This is a genomic window from Antribacter sp. NEAU-D49 (assembly GCF_057158775.1).
This window is the reverse complement of record NZ_JBXTSN010000016.1, coordinates 5,335-23,706: the sequence shown is the minus strand read 5'-3', so window position 1 is coordinate 23,706 and position 18,372 is coordinate 5,335. Positions and strand designations below refer to the sequence as shown.

The 18,372-nt window shown below is 73.8% G+C and carries 15 protein-coding genes; 12 read left to right on the top strand and 3 right to left on the bottom strand.

Annotated elements, in window-relative coordinates:
• From metG to AC060K_RS13340, 7 genes are all read left to right on the top strand, one after another.
• Entirely contained in the window at positions 1 to 1,722 is a 1,722-nt protein-coding gene (gene metG / locus AC060K_RS13370; protein ID WP_483765885.1) for a methionine--tRNA ligase, read from the top strand.
• Between the two features lie 5 nt (positions 1,723 to 1,727).
• Positions 1,728 to 2,693, top strand: coding sequence for a TatD family hydrolase (locus tag AC060K_RS13365; RefSeq protein ID WP_483765884.1), 966 nt, complete (start codon positions 1,728 to 1,730; stop codon positions 2,691 to 2,693).
• A 103-nt stretch (positions 2,694 to 2,796) separates the two neighbouring features.
• On the top strand, positions 2,797 to 4,194 hold the full coding sequence (locus tag AC060K_RS13360) for an aggregation-promoting factor C-terminal-like domain-containing protein (RefSeq protein ID WP_483765883.1): 1,398 nt from the start codon (positions 2,797 to 2,799) through the stop codon (positions 4,192 to 4,194).
• Positions 4,195 to 4,457: 263 nt separating this feature from the next.
• Positions 4,458 to 5,816: a transglycosylase family protein gene (locus AC060K_RS13355; protein WP_483765882.1), complete on the top strand. Its 1,359-nt coding sequence runs from the start codon at positions 4,458 to 4,460 to the stop codon at positions 5,814 to 5,816.
• 300 nt (positions 5,817 to 6,116) lie between these two features.
• Positions 6,117 to 7,439, top strand: a complete 1,323-nt coding sequence (locus AC060K_RS13350; RefSeq protein ID WP_483765881.1) for an aggregation-promoting factor C-terminal-like domain-containing protein — start codon at positions 6,117 to 6,119, stop codon at positions 7,437 to 7,439.
• A 76-nt stretch (positions 7,440 to 7,515) separates the two neighbouring features.
• Positions 7,516 to 8,532 carry a 16S rRNA (adenine(1518)-N(6)/adenine(1519)-N(6))-dimethyltransferase RsmA gene (rsmA, locus tag AC060K_RS13345; RefSeq protein ID WP_483765880.1) on the top strand — a complete coding sequence of 339 codons (1,017 nt, stop codon included), beginning with the start codon at positions 7,516 to 7,518 and terminating at the stop codon, positions 8,530 to 8,532.
• A complete protein-coding gene (locus tag AC060K_RS13340; protein ID WP_483765879.1) occupies positions 8,529 to 9,485 on the top strand; it encodes a 4-(cytidine 5'-diphospho)-2-C-methyl-D-erythritol kinase in 957 nt (318 codons plus the stop codon). Before rsmA ends, AC060K_RS13340 begins: the two co-directional genes overlap by 4 nt.
• Positions 9,486 to 9,512: 27 nt before the next feature.
• Here the strand turns inward: AC060K_RS13340 and AC060K_RS13335 are convergent, their stop codons facing one another.
• Both AC060K_RS13335 and AC060K_RS13330 read right to left on the bottom strand, forming a co-directional pair.
• On the bottom strand, positions 9,513 to 10,406 hold the full coding sequence (locus tag AC060K_RS13335) for an acetylxylan esterase (RefSeq protein WP_483765878.1): 894 nt from the start codon (positions 10,404 to 10,406) through the stop codon (positions 9,513 to 9,515).
• Positions 10,407 to 10,610: 204 nt separating this feature from the next.
• A complete protein-coding gene (locus tag AC060K_RS13330; RefSeq protein ID WP_483765980.1) occupies positions 10,611 to 11,594 on the bottom strand; it encodes an acetylxylan esterase in 984 nt (327 codons plus the stop codon).
• 61 nt (positions 11,595 to 11,655) lie between these two features.
• Between AC060K_RS13330 and AC060K_RS13325 the strand changes: the two genes are divergently transcribed.
• The 5 genes from AC060K_RS13325 (at position 11,656) to AC060K_RS13305 (ending at position 16,964) form a co-directional block, all read left to right on the top strand.
• On the top strand, positions 11,656 to 13,551 hold the full coding sequence (locus AC060K_RS13325; RefSeq protein WP_483765877.1) for an ABC-F family ATP-binding cassette domain-containing protein: 1,896 nt from the start codon (positions 11,656 to 11,658) through the stop codon (positions 13,549 to 13,551).
• 157 nt (positions 13,552 to 13,708) lie between these two features.
• A complete protein-coding gene (locus AC060K_RS13320) occupies positions 13,709 to 14,170 on the top strand; it encodes an Lrp/AsnC family transcriptional regulator (protein WP_483765979.1) in 462 nt (153 codons plus the stop codon).
• A gap of 51 nt (positions 14,171 to 14,221) precedes the next feature.
• Positions 14,222 to 15,547, top strand: a complete 1,326-nt coding sequence (lat, locus tag AC060K_RS13315; protein WP_483765876.1) for an L-lysine 6-transaminase — start codon at positions 14,222 to 14,224, stop codon at positions 15,545 to 15,547.
• Between the two features lie 173 nt (positions 15,548 to 15,720).
• Positions 15,721 to 16,272, top strand: coding sequence for a peptidoglycan-binding domain-containing protein (locus AC060K_RS13310; RefSeq protein ID WP_483765875.1), 552 nt, complete (start codon positions 15,721 to 15,723; stop codon positions 16,270 to 16,272).
• Positions 16,269 to 16,964, top strand: coding sequence for a hypothetical protein (locus AC060K_RS13305; RefSeq protein WP_483765874.1), 696 nt, complete (start codon positions 16,269 to 16,271; stop codon positions 16,962 to 16,964). Before AC060K_RS13310 ends, AC060K_RS13305 begins: the two co-directional genes overlap by 4 nt.
• Here the strand turns inward: AC060K_RS13305 and AC060K_RS13300 are convergent.
• A complete protein-coding gene (locus AC060K_RS13300) occupies positions 16,948 to 18,240 on the bottom strand; it encodes an MFS transporter (RefSeq protein ID WP_483765873.1) in 1,293 nt (430 codons plus the stop codon). The two genes, AC060K_RS13305 and AC060K_RS13300, sit on opposite strands and share 17 nt — an antisense overlap.
• Positions 18,241 to 18,372 lie beyond the last annotated feature (132 nt).

The following is an 18,372-nucleotide window of genomic DNA, read 5'->3' as shown; positions in this document are numbered from 1 at the left end:
ATGGCTCGACACCTTGTCACCAGTGCGCTTCCGTACATCAACGGCATCAAGCACCTGGGGAACATGGTCGGGTCGATGCTCCCTGCGGACGTCTACGCGCGGTACCTGCGCCAGCGCGGTCACGAGGTCCTGTACATCTGCGCCACGGACGAGCACGGCACGCCGGCGGAGCTCGCGGCGGCCGCGGCAGGCCTGCCCGTCGCGGAGTTCTGCGCGCAGGCGCACGAGACGCAGAAGTCGATCTACGCGGGCTTCCGCATGTCGTTCGACCACTTCGGCCGCAGCTCGTCGCCGCAGAACGCCGAGCTCACGCAGCACTTCGCGCGCCGGCTCCACGAGAACGGCTTCATCGAGGAGCGGGCCATCCGCCAGGTCTACTCCCCGGCCGACGGGCGCTTCCTGCCCGACCGCTACGTCGAGGGCACCTGCCCCCACTGCGGGTACGACAAGGCCCGCGGCGACCAGTGCGAGAACTGCACGCGCGTGCTCGACCCGACCGACCTGATCGACCCCCGCTCCGCGATCAGCGGCTCCACGGACCTCGAGGTCCGGGAGACCAAGCACCTGTTCCTGCTGCAGTCGAAGCTGCAGGGCGAGGTGCAGGCGTGGATCGACGAGAACGGCAAGGAGTGGCCGCTGCTGTCGACGTCGATCGCCCGCAAGTGGCTCACCGAGGGCCTGCAGGACCGTGCCATCACCCGTGACCTCGAGTGGGGCGTGCCGGTCCCGGCCGACACCTGGCCCGAGCTCGCGGCCGACGGCAAGGTCTTCTACGTCTGGTTCGACGCGCCGATCGAGTACATCGGGGCCACGAAGGAGTGGGCCGACGCGGCCCCGGCGGGCGAGTCCCGCGACTGGAAGTCGTGGTGGTACGAGGCCGAGGACGTGCGGTACACGCAGTTCATGGCCAAGGACAACGTCCCGTTCCACACGGTGATGTTCCCGGCCACCCAGCTCGGCGTGCGCGAGCCGTGGAAGATGACCGACCTGGTCAAGGGCTTCTCGTGGCTCACCTACTACGGCGGCAAGTTCTCCACGTCCCAGCAGCGCGGCATCTTCACGGACGCGGCGCTCGAGATCCTGCCGAGCGACTACTGGCGCTACTTCCTCATCGCGAACGCGCCCGAGTCCGACGACTCGTCGTTCACGTGGGAGCACTTCGCCGGCACAGTCAACAAGGACCTCGCCGACACCCTCGGCAACTTCGTGAACCGCGTGCTCACCTTCTCGGCCAAGAAGTTCGGCGACACCGTCCCGGCGGGCGGCGTTCCCGGCGAGGCCGAGACACGGCTCGGCGACGAGGTGGCCCGCCTGGTCGGCGAGCTCGAGACGCACCTGGACGCCGTCGAGTACCGCAAGGCCGCCAACGCCCTGCGCGCCCTCTGGTCGGCCGGGAACGCCTACCTGGTCGAGAAGGAGCCGTGGAAGCAGGTCAAGACCGACCCGGAGGCGGCCGCGCTGTCGCTCCGGACGGCGATGAACCTCATCCGCGTGTACGCGATCGTGTCCGAGCCCTTCGTGCCTGACACGGCAGCCGCCTTGCGCGGCGTCTTCGCGCTGCCTGACGACACGGCCACCTGGGTGGCGGCGGACGACGCCGTCGCGCTCGACGCCGTGACGCCCGGCACCGCCTTCACCGTGCCGCCGGTGCTCTTCGCCAAGCTCACCGACGACGACGTGGCGGCGTTCCGCGAGCGTTTCGGCGGCGTCGAGAGCGCCTGACGCCGATGGCACGCGTCCGTGAGCGCGGGTTCCCCACGGACCCCGAGCCGCTGCCCGTCCCTGTCGTCGACAACCACACGCACCTCGAGTCGATCGGGCACGTCCTGCCGTCTGAGGTCGTCGTGCCGACGCCCGGCGAGCACCTCGACCGGGCGCTCGCCGCCGGCGTCGACCGGGTGGTGCAGGTGGGCTGCGACCTGGTGTCTGCGCGGTGGACGGCGGCGCTGCTCGGCGGCCGCGCTGACGCCGGCGCGGCCGCCGCGTCAGCCGCCCCCCTGAGCGCCGACCAGCGCCGACGGGTCGTCGCCGCGCTCGCCATCCACCCGAACGAGGCGACGCTGCACGCAGGGATCGACGAGGTCGGTCCGGACGGGCTGGTGCCGTCACCGGCAGACCGGCACGCCGTCGGCCTGGACGACGCGATCGCGGAGATCGCCGACCTCGCCAAGGGCGACGGCCGGGTGCGCGCGATCGGCGAGACCGGCATGGACCTCTTCCGGACCGGCCCGCAGGGCGAGCAGGTCCAGCGGGACGCGTTCCGGGCGCACATAGCGCTTGCGAAGGAGCTCGGCCTCGCGCTGCAGATCCACGACCGGGATGCCCACGCCCAGGTCATCGAGGTCCTGCTCGCCGACGGCGCCCCTGAGCGCACCGTGTTCCACTGCTTCTCGGGCGACGAGGAGATGGCGCGGGTCTGCGCCGAGCAGGGCTGGTTCCTGTCGTTCGCCGGGCCGGTGACGTACAAGGCCAACGACCAGCTGCGGGCTGTGCTCCGCGCGGTCCCGCGGGAGCTGGTCCTGGTCGAGACCGACGCGCCCTACCTGACGCCGCACCCGTTCCGTGGGCAGCCCAACGCGCCGTTCGCCGTCGCGCACACCGTCCGGGCGATGGCCGGGATCCTGGACACCGACCTTGCGGCACTCTGTGCCGCGCTCTCGGAGACGTCGGAACGGGTCTACGGCTCCTGGTAGTCCGCGCGGGCAAAGGGAAAGAATGGCCACTTTCAGCCCTGGTATGGCCCGGAGCAACCCGTTCGGCGGGCTTTGCAGGAGGTCGCGGTTCGGTTACGGTCTGGTGCTCGTGGACTCCGTGACGCTCGACCGCCCGCAGGGCCCGGCATCACAGACCCCGAAGACGCGTCGGGAGCTGCGCGCCGGGTCGCGCGGCCCGCGGACCGCCGCCCTGGCAGCAGCAACTCCTGTGCGCGACTCGATCCCCGGCCCGGCCTCCGTGACCGACCCGGCCCCCGGGGGGCCGGAGCCCCGCCGGAGGCGTCGTGCGGACAGCGGTGAGGCCGAGCCGCCGGTCCGTCCCCGCCCCTGGCTCGAGGCACCGCGTGCCCGCCGGTCGGTGCAGGCGCTCGTCATCGCGTCCTTGGTGGCGGTCCCGGCGCTCTTCGCCACGCAGGCCAAGACCGTGACGATCGACTACGACGGCGAGGTGCGGACCGTCGGCGTGTACGGCTCGTCGGTGCAGGAGGCGCTGGCGTCGCAGGGCATCGAGGTGGATCGGGCCGACACCGTGCAGCCCGCCCCCGACAGCCTGGCGCGGCACGACGGCACCATCGTGGTGCGCACGAGCCGTGAGGTCATGATCGAGCTCGACGGGCAGCCCCTCACGGTCCTCACCACCGCGCACACCGTGGGCGAGCTGCTGTCGTACATGGGGCCGCGTGGCGAGGGTGCGCTGGCCACGGCCTCGCGGGGTGCGTTCCTCGACCGTGAGCCGGTGCGCCTGTCCACCCTCAAGACGGTGCAGGTCGCCGTCGACGGCTCCGTCCTGCCTCTGCACACCACGCAGCCCACGGTCGAGGGCGTCCTCGCGGAGGCCGGGATCACGCTCGCCGAGGGCGACGCCACGTCGGTGCCTCTGGGCGCTGCCGCCGTCGACGGGATGGTCGTCCTCGTCAACCGCGGCGCGCACCAGGGCCAGACCGTGACGGAGGTGCTGCCGTTCGCGGTCGAGGAGGTGGAGAACTCCTCGCTGCCCCAGGGCTACCGCGCTGTGCGGACCAAGGGCCGGGCCGGCGAGGCGGTCATCACGTACGAGGTCAAGGTCATGGGCGGCGCGGTGATCGAGCGGACGGAGATCTCCCGCGAGGTGCGGCGCGAGCCCGTGAACGAGGTGGTCGTGGTCGGCACCATGGACATCTCGACCGCGCCAGTGGACCCCGGGTCGGCCCGCGCCATCGGCAAGGAGCTCGCGGCCGCTCGCGGCTGGGGCGACGACCAGTTCGCCTGCCTCGACAAGCTGTGGCAGAAGGAGAGCGGCTGGCGCTGGAACGCCGACAACCCCAGCTCCTCGGCGTACGGCATCCCGCAGGCTCTCCCCGGCAGCAAGATGGCCACAGCGGGAGCCGACTGGCAGACCAACCCTGCCACCCAGATCACCTGGGGTCTCGGCTACATCGCCGGCAGGTACGGCACGCCCTGCGGTGCGTGGGCTCACTCGATGGAGAAGGGCTGGTACTGACGCCCGCCCCGGCGCGCCGTGGAGGTCGCACCTTTCCTGAGCGGGATCGTCCAGCCCGTGGTGAGTGGCAGGGATTTATGGGACCTGCCTCCTCAATGCCGCCATAGCGCCCACGCTGGGGTTGGCGGTCGATAACGAACGGGTTACGTTCGGTCGAGACCGCCGGGAGCGGCTGGTCGGGACCGGGCCTCCTGGCGCGGTGGCGACGCGGTGCGTCGTCGGCCCGACCCCCGTGGCCCGGGCACGACGAAGACTGGACGAGAGTGAACGTTCCGCACCCGGCAGCCGCCGGCACCGTCCCGGGCAGTGCCGCCCGGGCCGCTGAGGCCCCCGACGTTGGTATCACCGAGGTCTTCACCCCGCAGGCGCCCCCGGGCGCCGCACCGCCGGGCGCTCCCGCCGAGCCGTTGCCCGCCCCGCGACGCTCCCGCGGCCGGTGGCCGGCGATCGTCGCCGTCGCGACCGTGCTGGGGCTGGCCGGATCAGGCGCCTACGCCTTCACCGCCGCCCACAAGACGGTGACGATCGACGTGGACGGCGAGCTCCGCACCGTCGCGACCTACAGCGGCGACGTCTCCGGCCTCTTGGAGGAGGAGGGCATCAGCACCGCTCAGGGCGACCTGGTCACCCCCGCCGGGGGCGGCACGCTCCGCGACGGCGGCCTGGTGGTGGTCCGCTACGCCCACGACGTCACCGTCGAGATCGACGGCGAGCGGACCGACGTGACCCTCGCGTCGCTCGACGCCGACGAGGCGCTCGCCCGGCTGGGCATGCTCGCCGACCGTGACGCCCAGGCGCGCCTCGTCCCGTCCCGGTTCGGGGACCGGCTGGCCATGTCGCTGCGCCTCGACGCGACGGGCCCGGTCGCCCTGGTCGCCGACGGCGCCACCCGCACAGTGTCCGACGGCGGCACCACCGTCGAGTCGCTGCTCGACCAGCAGGGCGTCACCGTGGACGCGGACGACCGGGTGAGCGTGGTCCGTGAGCCCGCCGTCGCGCCGGGTGCCCCGACCGTCCGGGTCGTGGTGCAGCGCGTGGTGACGCAGGACGTGCCGACCGCCACGCCGATCCCGTTCGAGACCGTCACCCGGGAGGACCCGAACCGCTACGAGGACCTCGCGCCCGCTCTCGTGCAGGAAGGTGCCGAGGGCGAGCGCACCCGGGTCGACTCGGTCACCACCGTGGACGGGGTCGAGGAGTCGCGGACCCTGGTCTCCGACGGCGTGACGCGGGAGCCGGTGCAGCGAGTCCTCGCCCAGGGCACCAAGGAGCGGCCGGCTCCGCCGCCGCCACCCGCTCCCGCTCCTGCCCCCGCCCGGCCGACGGCGCCGCGTGCGCCGGCGCCGCAGCCCGCACCGGCTGCCGCCCCGGCGCCCGTGGACTGGGGCGACGTGTGGTCCCGGCTGGCGCAGTGCGAGTCCGGGGGCAACCCGGCCACCAACACGGGCAACGGCTACTACGGGCTCTACCAGTTCTCGCTGTCCACCTGGCGTTCCGTCGGCGGGTCGGGCTTGCCCTCGGACGCCTCGGCGGGCGAGCAGACGATGCGAGCGCAGATCCTGCAGCAGCGCTCGGGCTGGGGTCAGTGGCCCGCCTGCTCCTCCAAGCTCGGCCTGCGCTGAGCGCGTCTCGTGACCGACACCACAGGCGCATCCGGTTGGCCGATCGATAACGAGTCGGTTACGGTCGGGTGTCCTTGTGGGCGTCGGGCCGGCTGTGGTGTATGCCACGTCGGCCCGACGCCTGCGGGACAGCACCGGTCGCGGCTCGCTCCCGCAGGTCCCGCGCCCGGTGCTCAGACCGCCGGATCGGCCGGTCGGGACCACGGTCGCGCCTACGAGCGCGACAGGCCGTGGAAGGACTGCCCCTCGGGGCCGCCCGCCCCGCCGCCCGTGCCCGGGAAGTCCGAAGACTGGACCCGAGTGAACAACCGTCCTGAGCAGCAGATCTCCGGCTCGACCACCACCGTTCCGACCGCTCCCTCCGAGAACCCTGCCGAGACCCCGACGCATCGCCGCCGCTGGCCCCTCGTGGCCGGCCTGGCTGCCTCCGCGCTCGTCGTGTCCGGCACCGTGGCCCACGCAGAGGCCCACAAGACCGTCACCCTCGACATCGACGGCACCACCACGACCGTCACCACCTACGCCGGCTCCGTCTCCGGGCTCCTGGCACGTGAAGGCGTCCGCACCGGCGAGCGCGACCTCGTCGCGCCGGCGCCGGGCTCCGAGCTGTCCGACGGCGCGGAGATCGTGGTCCGCTACGGCCGCCAGGTGACCGTCGCCGCCGACGGCGAGCACAGCGACGTCTGGCTCAACGTCGTGGACGCCGCCGAGGCGCTGCAGACCCTGGCCGACCGCGGCACCGACGTGAGCCTCGTGGCGTCCCGCTCGGGAGACCGCGCGTCGCTCCCGCTCCGCCTGGACGCCGACGGCCCCGTGGCCGTCGTGGTCGACGGCGCCACCCACCTCGCCGAGAACGGCGCCGAGACGGTCGACGGCGTGCTGGCCGACCTCAAGGTCGAGCTCGACGGTGACGACCGTGTGAGCGTCGCCCCGACCGCCGCCGTGCCTGCCGAGGCCGCAGCGCCCGCCGCGGCCGAGGCCGAGGTGGCTGTCGTGGTCCAGCGTGTCGAGACCGCGGAGGTCACCACGACGAGCGCGGTCCCCTTCGAGACGGAGACGCGCCAGGACGCCGAGCGGTACAAGGACCTGGGCGCCAAGGTCGAGCAGGAGGGCGCCGAGGGCGTCCGCACGGTCGTCGAGCGGGTCACCACCGTCGACGGTGTCGAGGAGACGCGTGAGCTGCTGACCGACGAGGTCACGCAGGCGCCGGTGAACAAGGTCGTGGTGGAGGGCACCAAGGAGCGCCCCGCCGCTCCGGCGCCCACCACCACAGCGAGCCGCTCGACGAGCGCGCCCACCTCGTCGACGGGTCCCGTCATGTCCGGGTCCAACCGCGAGATCGGCCAGCAGCTGGCCGCCGCACGCGGCTGGACCGGCAGCCAGTGGACCTGCCTGGACCGGCTCTTCCAGAAGGAGTCAGGCTGGAACCACCTGGCGGCGAACCCGTCGTCAGGCGCGTACGGCATCCCGCAGTCGCTGCCCGGCTCCAAGATGGGTTCGGTCGCTGCCGACTGGCGCACCAACCCGGCCACCCAGATCACCTGGGGGCTCAACTACATCGCCGGCCGCTACGGCACGCCGTGCGGTGCGTGGGGCCACTCCCAGTCGGTCGGCTGGTACTGACCGTCGGTTGACCGGCCCGTGCCATCGGCCCCTCCCGGCGACGCCCGGAGAACGCCGAGCGGATAGGCTCACCGGCATGAACGACACCTCAGGCGCCCTGCTCGGTCCCGCGGAGATCCGCGACCTGGCAGGGCGTCTGGGCGTCCGCCCCACGAAGACGCTGGGCCAGAACTTCGTGCACGACGGCGGCACGGTCCGCAAGATCGTGCGGGCCGCGGGCGTGACGCCGGGGGAGCGGGTCGTCGAGGTCGGGCCGGGACTGGGCTCCCTGACCCTCGGCCTGCTCGAGGCGGGCGCGTCGGTCGTCGCCGTGGAGATCGACGCGGTGCTGGCTCGGCAGATCACCGGGACGGTGGCCGAGCGCCTCCCTGACGCCGACTTCGAGGTGGTCCTCGCGGACGCCCTGGACGTCACGGCCCTGCCGGGCGAGGCGCCCACCGCGCTGGTGGCCAACCTCCCGTACAACGTGGCGGTCCCGGTGCTCCTGACCTTCCTCGAGCGGTTCGGCTCGCTCGAGCGGGTGCTGGTCATGGTCCAGGCCGAGGTGGCCGACCGGGTCGCTGCGGCCCCGGGCTCCAAGATCTACGGCGTGCCGTCCGTGAAGGCGGCCTGGTACGCGTCCGCGCGGCGGTCGCTCACCATCGGCCGCTCCGTCTTCTGGCCGGTCCCCAACGTCGACTCCGCCCTGGTCTACCTCGAGCGGCGCGACCCGCCCCGCACCACCGCCTCCCGCGAGGCCACGTTCGCCGTGATCGACGCGTCGTTCGCGCAGCGACGCAAGACGCTGCGGGCCGCTCTCTCCGGCCTCTTCGGGTCCGGGGCGGCGGCCGAGACGGCGCTGCGGGCCGCCGACGTGGACCCGGGCGCCCGCGGGGAGACGCTGGGCATCGAGGCCTTCGCCCGGATCGCCGAGCAGCTGCCCGACGGCGCCGTCGCGCCCCGCGCGACCGCTTCGCCGAGCCTCGCGCGAGCGTCTCGGGTGGACCGCGCCCAGCGGGTGCGCGCCACCTCCGACGGCGGGCCGGCCGACACGGACGGCGAGCAGGACGCGGTGGGCGAGGGGCCGGCGTCGGGCCACCGGAGCCGCGCGTGAGGCCGCACCTCGCGGCCGCACCGCCGCCGTCCGTGCGCGTGCGCGCGCCCGGAAAGGTGAATCTCTCGCTCCGGGTGGGGCCGGTGCAGGAGGACGGGTTCCACCCGCTGGCCACGATCTTCCAGGCGGTGGCGCTCTACGAGGACGTCACCGCCACCCAGGTGTCGCCCGGAGCGGGCATCTCGCTCACCGTCGACGGGCCGCAGGCCGAGCTGGTCCCGGTCGACGCCACCAACCTGGCCTGGCGTGCGGCGAACCTGCTGGCCCAGCACACGGGCGTCCCGGCCGACGTCGCGCTGCACGTCACCAAGGGTGTGCCCGTCGCGGGAGGTATGGCGGGCGGGTCGGCCGACGCCGCTGCCGCGCTCGTCGCGTGCGACGCGCTCTGGGACACGGGTGTGCCGCGGTCGGAGCTGGTGATGCTCGCCGCCGAGCTGGGTTCCGACGTGCCCTTCCCCCTGATGGGCCACACGGCCGTGGGGACGGGCCGCGGACAGCTCCTCACGCCGGCGATGACCCGGGGTGAGTTCCACTGGGCGTTCGCGGTGCAGGCCGAGGGCCTCTCCACGCCGCGCGTGTTCGCCGCCTACGACGACCTGATGGGCAGCACGTCGCCGGCGCCTGACCCGGCCATGGACTCGGCGCTGATGTCCGCGCTCCGCGCGGGCGACGCCGTCGCGCTGGGCGCGGCGCTCCACAACGACCTGCAGGAGGCCGCGCTCATGCTGCGGCCCACGCTGGCCGAGGTGCTCGACGTCGCGCAGGAGGCCGGCGCCCTGGGCGCGATGGTCTCGGGGTCGGGCCCGACGGTCGCGGCGCTCGGCCGGTCGCGGCGCCACGCCCTCGCGATCGCCGCCACGTGGACCGCGCGGGGCGTCAGCGACTCGGTGTGGTGCGCCACCGCGCCCGCGCACGGGGCCCGCGTCGTGTCGCCGGGCCCCGGCGTCCGCTGACGCTCCGCGCCGGCGGCGGGCCGGAGGTCAGGACAGCACGCGTGGCGTGAAGTACTCCGACTGGTGCGTGTGCGCCAGCACCCACTCGAGGTAGCGCGGCCGCCGGTCGTCGCCGAGCCGGCCCGGCACGCCGCCGGTCGACGGCTCCACGACCACCTCCACCACGCGGTCGGCAGGCGGGACCGGGGAGCCGGACCTCCCGGCGATCGCCGCCATCGCCTCGTCGGAGTGAGCGCCCCAGGAGGTGACGACGTCGGCGGCGCCGCCGTCCTGCGCCGGCCAGACGGGGGCGGAGAGGTTCCCCGTGAAGAGCACCGGGGTGGTGGCGCGCCGGGCGGCCGCCACCAGGGCGTCGCGGTGCGCGCCGACGGCCGGCGACTCGGCCACCACGCAGGCGATGTCGGCGAGCACGCCCGCCACGGCGATCGCGACGGCCGCACCCTGCCCGGCGCCGACCATCGCCGTCCGCGACGGGTCGAGCCCGGCGATCGCGCGCACCGCCTGGAGCGCGAGCAGCCCGTCGCCGAGGACGTGACGGTTGAGCGGGTCGCGCGGGTCGTCGGGCCCCCGCGTCTCGACGACGAGGTGAGCGAAGCCCGCCGCGGCGAACCGGGTGTGCGCGCTCACGGGCCCGCGGCCGGCGCCGTCGCCCACGACCTCGACGATCACCGGCAGCCCGTGCGCGGCGAACGAGGGCCGGACGAGCCATCCCTGGAGGGGGTGACCGTCGAGGCCGCGGACCGTCACCCCGTCCGCCACCAGGCCGAGCGCGCCGGGGAGGGCGGGTTCCAGCTCGGGGACGACGTCGGCCGCGTGGGAGCGGGAGACGGCCTCGGCCCAGAACTCCTCGAAGCCGGAGGGTTCGTCCGTGGCGGGCGGTGCCGCCGGGGCGAGCTCGACGATCGGCAGGTCGAACTGCACGGGTCCTCCGTCGGATGCGGGCGCTGGTGCGCGCGGGTGAAGCACTTGCGCAGAGAGTAGCGCCGCTCGCTACGGGAACACACGTGCGGCTCCCGTACGGATGGCGAACACGGGTGAGGTCCGCTTCGAGAACGTCATCGGTACCGCTTCGAGCGGCCCGACGTGGCCTCATGACGTTCTCGAAGCGGACCGAGCCCGCGGCGCTCAGGCTGTGTGCTTCGCCAGCCAGCCCACGTGCCGCGCGAACCGGTAGCCCTCGCCGCCCTCGTGCCCGTTGTACGGGTAGACGTCGATCTCCTTCTCCACCTCGCCTGCCCGCTCGCCCCAGGCGTTGTAGGCGGCGTACACCGTGGACGGCGGGCACACCGCGTCCATCAGCGCCGTCGAGAACAGGGCCGCGGCCCGGGCGCGGCGCGCGAACGACACCCCGTCCAGGTAGGAGAACGTGCGCCAGACGGCGTCCTCGTGCGTGCGGTGCACGTGCAGGTACTGCGTGATCTCGCCGTAGGGGAAGGCGTCCGAGATCTGCACGGCGCGGCGGTAGTGGCAGAGGAACGGCACGTCGGGCATCGCGGCCACCAGGTCCGGGACCAGCCCGGCCACGGCGATGGAGATCCCGCCGCCCTGGGACCCGCCCATGACGGCCACCTTCGAGGCGTCGATCCCGTCGATGGCCCGGACGGCGTCGACCGCGCGCACGCCGTCGGTGAACACCCGCCGGTAGTAGTGGTCGTGGGGGTCGAGGACGCCCCGCGTCATGAAGCCGGGCGACGACGGGCCGGTGCCCACCGGGTCCGGCGTGTCGCCGCCCGTGCCCCAGCCCGACCCCTGCCCACGGGTGTCCATGACCAGGTGCGCGTAGCCGGCCGCGGCGGCGCCCAGCCGTTCGTGGGGCAGGCCCCTGCCGCCGCCGTAGCCGACGAACTCGACGACGGCGGGCAGCGGCCCGTCCGCGTGCGCGGGCCGGGTGAGCCACGCCTTGATCGGGTGGCCGCCGAAGCCCGGGAACGTCACGTCGTCGACGACGATCTCGGTGAGCCCCGTGTCGACGCGCTCGACGACCGGCGCACCGCCGAGGGCGCGGGCCTCTGTGAGGGTGCTGCTCCAGAAGCCGTCGAAGTCGGCGGGCTCGTCGATCGGGGGAGAGTAGTTCTCGAGCTCGGCGAGGGGGAGGTCGAACTGGGCCACGGGTTCCTCCGGGTGGGTCTGCACTGACCGCCAGAGCGTAGCGGCCAACTACCCTGGGGGCGTGGCACATCTCCTCGGTGCCGACGGCATCACTCTCGCAGTCGGCACCCGCACCCTCCTCCGCGACGTCTCTCTCGGCCTCGACGACGGCGACCGGATCGGCGTGGTGGGTCCCAACGGGGCCGGCAAGTCGACGCTCCTTCGCCTCCTCGCGGGCACCACCCTGCCCGACGACGGCCGGGTCACCCGGGTGGGCGGCTCCACCGTGGGCATGCTCGACCAGCGTGACGAGCTGCCTCCTGGCGCGACCATCCTCGACCTGGTCCACGGTGACGCGGAGACGCACGCGTGGGCGTCCGACGCCCGCGTCCGCGCCGTCCACGAGGGTCTCCTCGCCGACCTCGAGCTCGACCAGCCGGCGACCGAGCTCTCCGGTGGCCAGCGCCGCCGGGTGGCGCTGGCCGCGCTGCTGGTCCAGGACCCGGACGTGCTGCTGCTGGACGAGCCCACCAACCACCTCGACGTCGAGGGCGTGGCGTGGCTCGCCGGTCACCTCAACGAGCGCTACGGCCGGCCCGGCGCCCGGGGCGCCGTCGTGGTCGTGACGCACGACCGGTGGTTTCTCGACGCGGTCTGCACCCGCACCTGGGAGGTGCGCGGCGACGGGACCGGCGACGTCGACGGGTACGACGGCGGGTACGCGGCCTACATCCTGGCGCGCGCCGAGCGGGCGCGGCAGGCGCAGACGGCGGCGGAGAAGCGCGACAACCTGCTGCGCAAGGAGCTCGCGTGGCTGCGCCGCGGGGCCCCGGCGCGCACGTCCAAGCCCAAGTTCCGGCTGGACGCCGCGTCCGCCCTCATCGCGGACGAGCCGCCGCCCCGCGACTCGCTCGAGCTCACGCGCATGGCGACCCGGCGGCTCGGCAAGGACGTGCTCGACCTCGAGGACGTGACCGTGAGGGTCGGCGGCGACGGCGGTCAGCCGGAGCGCACGCTGTTCGACACGGTGACGTGGCGCCTGGGCCCCGGCGACCGGTACGGCGTGGTGGGCGTGAACGGCGCGGGCAAGACGACCCTCCTGGCGCTCCTCGCGGGCCGCCGCACCCCGGACGAGGGTCGGGTGCGCCGCGGCAAGACGATCCATGTGGCCGAGCTGAGCCAGGACGTGGCGGAGCTCGACGAGCTGGGCGACCTGACGGCTGTCGAGGTCGTCGAGCAGGAGAAGGGCCGCGTGGTGGTGGGCGGCAAGGAGCTCACCGCCGCCCAGCTCACCGAGAAGCTCGGCTTCACCCGTGAGCGCGCCTACACGCTGACGAGGGACCTGTCGGGCGGCGAGCGCCGCCGGCTCCAGCTCCTGCGCCTGCTGGTGGCGGAGCCCAACGTGCTCCTCCTCGACGAGCCCACGAACGACCTCGACACCGACACGCTCGCCGCGCTCGAGGACCTGCTCGACGGCTGGCCGGGCACCCTGATCGTCGTGTCGCACGACCGGTACCTCCTGGAGCGCGTCGCCGACCGGCAGGTCGCCCTCCTGGGCGACGGCGCCCTGCGCGACCTGCCCGGTGGCGTCGAGGAGTACCTGGCGCTGCGGCGGGGTGCGGCGTCGACGGGGTCGTCGGCCCTCCGGGCCCCCGCGTCGGGTGGGTCGCGTACGGAAGGCGAGCGACCGGCGCAGGGCACCAGCGGGACGACGGCGGACGGCGCGCCTTCCGGGGGTGCCGCGCCCGCCCCGGCGGCGAGCCAGGGCGAGCTGCGCGCCGCGCGCAAGGAGCTGGCGCGGATCGAGCGGCGGCTGTCGCGCATCGCCGAGGAGGAGAAGGTGCTGCACGACGCGATCGCCGCCCAGGCCACCGACTACACGGCGGTGGCAGGGCTGGACGGGAAGCTGCGCGACCTCGCCGCCGAGAAGGAGGAGCTGGAGCTGGCGTGGCTGGAGGCGGCGGAGATCGCCGGCTGATCCGGCCCGCGCTGTCGCGGCGCGGCAGGACTGGGCCATCTGGCGGTCAAAGACGTCGCCGGTCGGTTCTCGTGCTTTACGTTCGTCCTGCGCACAGGACGCGGTGCCGGCAGGCAGCGGCTGGATCGGCCGGGCCGCTCGGAAAGGACGAGGGATGCTGGACGACGAGGTGGACCGCGCGATCGTGCGCGCGTTGCGTGAGGACGGGCGCACGACGCTCGCACAGCTGTCCGAGGTGTCAGGGCTGTCGCTCTCTGCCGTCCAGGTGCGCGTCCGCAAGCTGGAGGCCCGCGGCGTCATCACCGGATACCGGGCGGTGGTGGACCCGGAGGCGGTCGGCCTGCCGTTGACGGCGTTCGTGGAGGTGACCCCGTTCGACCAGTCGCAGGAGGACGACTCGCCCGAGCGGCTGCGCGACCTGCCCGGCATCGAGGCCTGCTACTCGGTGGCGGGGAACGCCAACTACATGCTGCTGGTGCGGGTCGCGTCACCGCGGGCGCTCGAGGAGCTCCTGGGCCAGATCCGGCGCGCGGCGTCGGTCTACACGCGGTCGACGGTGGTGCTGCAGACGTACTTCGAGGGGCGGCCGGTCGCGGCCCCCGGCGACTCGGACAAGTAGATTTCCGTTCCAGTGTTGTCACGACAGGAACTTCTCCCCTAGCGTGCGGCTATGGCCGCTACTGTTTCCGTCACCCCTGCTGACGTCCTGGACACCCTCCGGGGGCACCTGCTCGTGGACGGGTTCGACCTCGTGCTGGACCTCGAGAAGTCGCACGGGTCGGTCCTCGTCGACGCCCGCGACGGGCGAGAGTGGACCGACCTGTTCACCTTCTTCGCGTCCAACGCCCTCGGCATGAACCACCCGGCGCTCACCGACGACGCCACGTTCCGCACCGAGCTGCTCACCGCCGCGCTCAACAAGCCGTCCTCCTCCGACGTGTACACCGTCGAGCAGGCCCGGTTCGTCGCCACGTTCGAGCGGGTGCTCGGCGACCCCGCCCTGCCCCACCTGTTCCTCATCGACGGAGGGGCGCTCGCCGTCGAGAACGCCCTCAAGGTCGCGTTCGACTGGAAGTCGCGGCTCAACGAGTCCCGCGGCCTGTCGCCGGAGCTCGGCACCAAGGTGCTCCACCTGGAGCACGCGTTCCACGGCCGCTCCGGCTACACCATGTCCCTGACCAACACCGAGCCGGGCAAGGTCGCCCGGTTCCCCAAGTACGACTGGCCGCGCATCCCCGCGCCCTACACGGGCACGCACCGGGACGGGACGCCGCGCGACGTCGACGCGCTCGAGGCGCAGGCGCTCGCCGCTGCGCGAGCCGCGTTCGAGGCGAACCCGCACGACATCGCGTGCTTCATCATGGAGCCCGTCCAGGGCGAGGGCGGTGACCACCACTTCCGTCCGTCGTTCCTGCAGGGCATGCAGGCACTGTGCCGGGAGTTCGACGCGCTCTTCGTCGTGGACGAGGTGCAGACCGGCGCCGGCATCACCGGGACCGCCTGGGCGTACCAGCAGCTCGGGGTGCAGCCCGACGTGGTGGCGTTCGGCAAGAAGACGCAGGTGTGCGGCATCATGGCCGGCGGCCGCGTCGACGAGGTGCCCGACAACGTGTTCGCCGTCTCCTCCCGGATCAACTCCACCTGGGGCGGCAACCTCACCGACATGGTGCGCTCGCGCCGCATCCTTGAGGTGTACGAGGCCGAGGGCCTGGTCGCCCGGGCCGCCGCGGAAGGCGCCTACCTGCTGGGCCGGCTCGCGGAGGTCGCCGAGCGGCACCCGGCCGTGACCGACGTGCGGGGCCGCGGGCTCATGTGCGCCGTGACGCTGCCCTCGCGCGAGATGCGGGACGCCGTGCTCGCCGGCCTCGTGGAGCGCGGGATCCTCATGCTCGGCTGCGGGGAGCGGTCGGTGCGGTTCCGGCCGGCGCTCACCGTGGGGCGCGACACCCTGGACCGCGGCGTCGCGGCCCTGGACGAGGTGCTCGCGACCCTCTGACACGCCCTCGCTGGGCGCGTCGCCCGTCGCCGAGACAGTGCCTCCGTCCGACGGGGGCACTGTCTCGGCGGAAGGTTCCCGTTGCCGCCGTCCGGTTCCGGCCATTACTGGCGTTCCGCCTGATACGACCAGATTGGTACGCTCGCCCCGCCGACGAGGAGCGGAGGTGCGCGGTGGCGGACGGCGGCAGCAGACCCTGGGTGCACGTCGTCGGGATCGGCGTGGGCGTGGCCCTCGTGGCGTACCTGGTGTCGTTCCGGGACGAGGTGCGCTACGCGTGGACGGACCGTGACCGCGTCGGCACCTGCGAGAACCGGACGTCCGACGAGCAGGGGGGCGAGGTGCTCGCCCTCCAGAGCATCCTCGCGGCGACCACCGGCTTCACGCCCGCCGACAGCCGCTGGGACGGCGGCACGGAGATGGCGACCCTCGCCCTGCAGGGCTGGACAGGGCTGCCGCCGAACGGCTGCGTCGAGGACAGCACGTGGGTCACGATGCGGGTGCTGGCCGTGCCGATCTGCGCCCCCGGGCAGGACTGCGGCGGCCCGGACCACCGGATCCGGTTCCCCGGCGTGGAGGGCGCGCCCCGGGAGGCGTGGTTCGCGCACGCCGAGTGCGACTGGGGCACCTACGCGTTCCCGGGCGTGGTGGCGTCGCCCGTGTCGTCGGAGCTCGTCTACGCGTTCGGGGACGACGGCCTCGCCGAGCTCGGGTGCGACCGATGACGTCCGTGGTGACGCACAACCCCGGTTCCCACCGCCGGCTCCCCAGGCCCGAGCTGATGATCGGGATCGGCGTGGTCCTCATCGTGGTGCTGCTCGTCGTCGTGGTGGTGATGAGCGTGCGCGCCCTGGGCGAGGACGAGCCGGTGGTGCGGCCCGACGCCACGGCGCTCACCGACGGCACCTGCGCCGAGGGCCTGGCACAGCCGACGTGGGTGCCGTCGTCGGTCACGCTGGCCACGGTGGAGTGCCCCGAGGACATCTCGAGCCGCATCGGCTATCTGTCGGCCACGGACCGGCTGGGCACCTGGGTGGTCTACTCCCTCGACGGCGCCGCGAACGCCGAGGCGCTGCCCGGCGGCGCGCCCGACCGCTGGACCCGCGCCGACGCCGAGGCGGGCGCCATCCACCCGGCCACCACCATCGTCTTCGTGGTCTACCCGGGGGCGACCGAGATCTCCCAGGAGCTCCGCGGTCCCAACCTCGTCGTCTCCGACACGGACCTCGGCGAGGGCCGCACGGCCAGGCTCACCCGGGTGGACAACAACGGCTACGGCCCGGTGCGCCTCGAGTGGGCCGACGACGACGGCTCGTACCTCCTCCTCAGCGTCGTCGGACGCACGGCCGACGGACGGAGCGGTCCCACGGTCGAGGAGCTGGTGCGCATGGCGGGGAGCGTCAACCCCGAGCGGTAGCCGGGGGCCGACGCCGTGCGGTGGCCACCAGCATCGCGACCGCCATCGTCGTCAGGGCGCCCAGCACCACGAGCAGCGGCGCGTCCCACCCGTGGGTGGCCGCGTGCACGGCGCCGAGCACCGACGGCCCGGTCGCGGCGCACGCGTAGCCGACCAGCTGGACGGTGGCCGCCGTCCAGCGCGCCTCGCCGGGTGTGTCCGTACGCTGCGCCACGAGCGTGAAGATCACCGCGAAGTTGCCGCCCTGTGCCACGCCCGCGAGCGAGCACCAGAGCGCCCAGGCCTCGGGGGCCAGCAGCAGGCCTACCGGCAGGGACAGCCACATCGCGGCCATCGCGACGGCCACGGCCCGCATCGGCACCCGGCTCGCCAGGGCGACGGGGACGGCCACGCCGCCCAGGATCGCCAGCGCCTGGAACAGCGACGCCGCGCCGCCGGCAGAGGCCGGGTCGATGGCGAGGAGGTCGCCGAGGAGGTCCGGCAGCCAGCCGGTCACCGCGAAGTAGGAGAACGCCTGCCCGCAGAACGCGGCGGCCAGCACCCAGGTGATCGCCCGTCGCAGCACGTTGCCCGAACCCCGGGGTCCCCGCGACGTACCGGAGCGAAGCGAGGACGCGTCGTGGGGAAGGGCCGGCGGTGGCGCTGCCTCGGCCGCCGGGGGCGACGCGACCGCCTGAGCCGCCCGACCGCCGTCGGGCAGCCTGCGGCTCACCACCAGCCACCAGACCAGGGCGACCACCGCCAGGACCGACCACGACGCGAGCGCTCCCTGCCACCCGAGCAGGGCGGCGAGCGGGACGGTGAGCGTGGTGGTGAAGACCGAGCCCAGGTTCAGCGAGGACGTGTACAGGCCGGTGGCGAACGCCGCACGGCGCCGGAAGTCCCGCGCGACGATCACGGGGACCGCGACGTTGCCGACGGTGATGGCCGCGCCGATGACGACGGTCCCGGCGAACGCCGCGACCGCGCCCGGCGTCCCGGTGCCGACGGACCGCACCAGCGTGCCGAGGAGCACGCCCACCAGGGCGACGGTGACCGCACGGTAGGGGCCCACGCGGGCGATCAGCCACGAGGCCGCGGGGGCCACGACGGCGAAGCACAGCACCGGCAGGCCGGTCAGGAGCCCGGCCATGGCCGGGTCGAGATGGAGCGCGGCAGCCACGTCCGTGACGACGGGCGGGACCGCCGTGACGGGGGCGCGCAGGTTGAGCGCGAACACGAGGACGGCACCCAGCAGGGCGGCGGAGCCGACGGTGCGGCCGGAAGAGGAGCTCACGATGCTGCCATTGTGCGTCAGCGGACCGGATCGATTCGACCGGGTCCGCGCACATCACTTCGGCACTTTGTCGTGGGGGGGGGGGGGGGGGGGGGGGCCCGCCCGCACCACAAAACCACACCACGGCGCCGA

Bases quoted from the DNA above. Each gene is read 5' to 3' on its own strand.
- metG (WP_483765885.1), top strand. From the start codon at position 1: ATGGCTCGACACCTTGTCACCAGTGCGCTTCCGTACATCAACGGCATC.
- AC060K_RS13365 (WP_483765884.1), top strand. From the start codon at position 1,728: ATGGCACGCGTCCGTGAGCGCGGGTTCCCCACGGACCCCGAGCCGCTG.
- rsmA (WP_483765880.1), top strand. From the start codon at position 7,516: ATGAACGACACCTCAGGCGCCCTGCTCGGTCCCGCGGAGATCCGCGAC.
- lat (WP_483765876.1), top strand. From the start codon at position 14,222: ATGGCCGCTACTGTTTCCGTCACCCCTGCTGACGTCCTGGACACCCTC.
- AC060K_RS13305 (WP_483765874.1), top strand. From the start codon at position 16,269: ATGACGTCCGTGGTGACGCACAACCCCGGTTCCCACCGCCGGCTCCCC.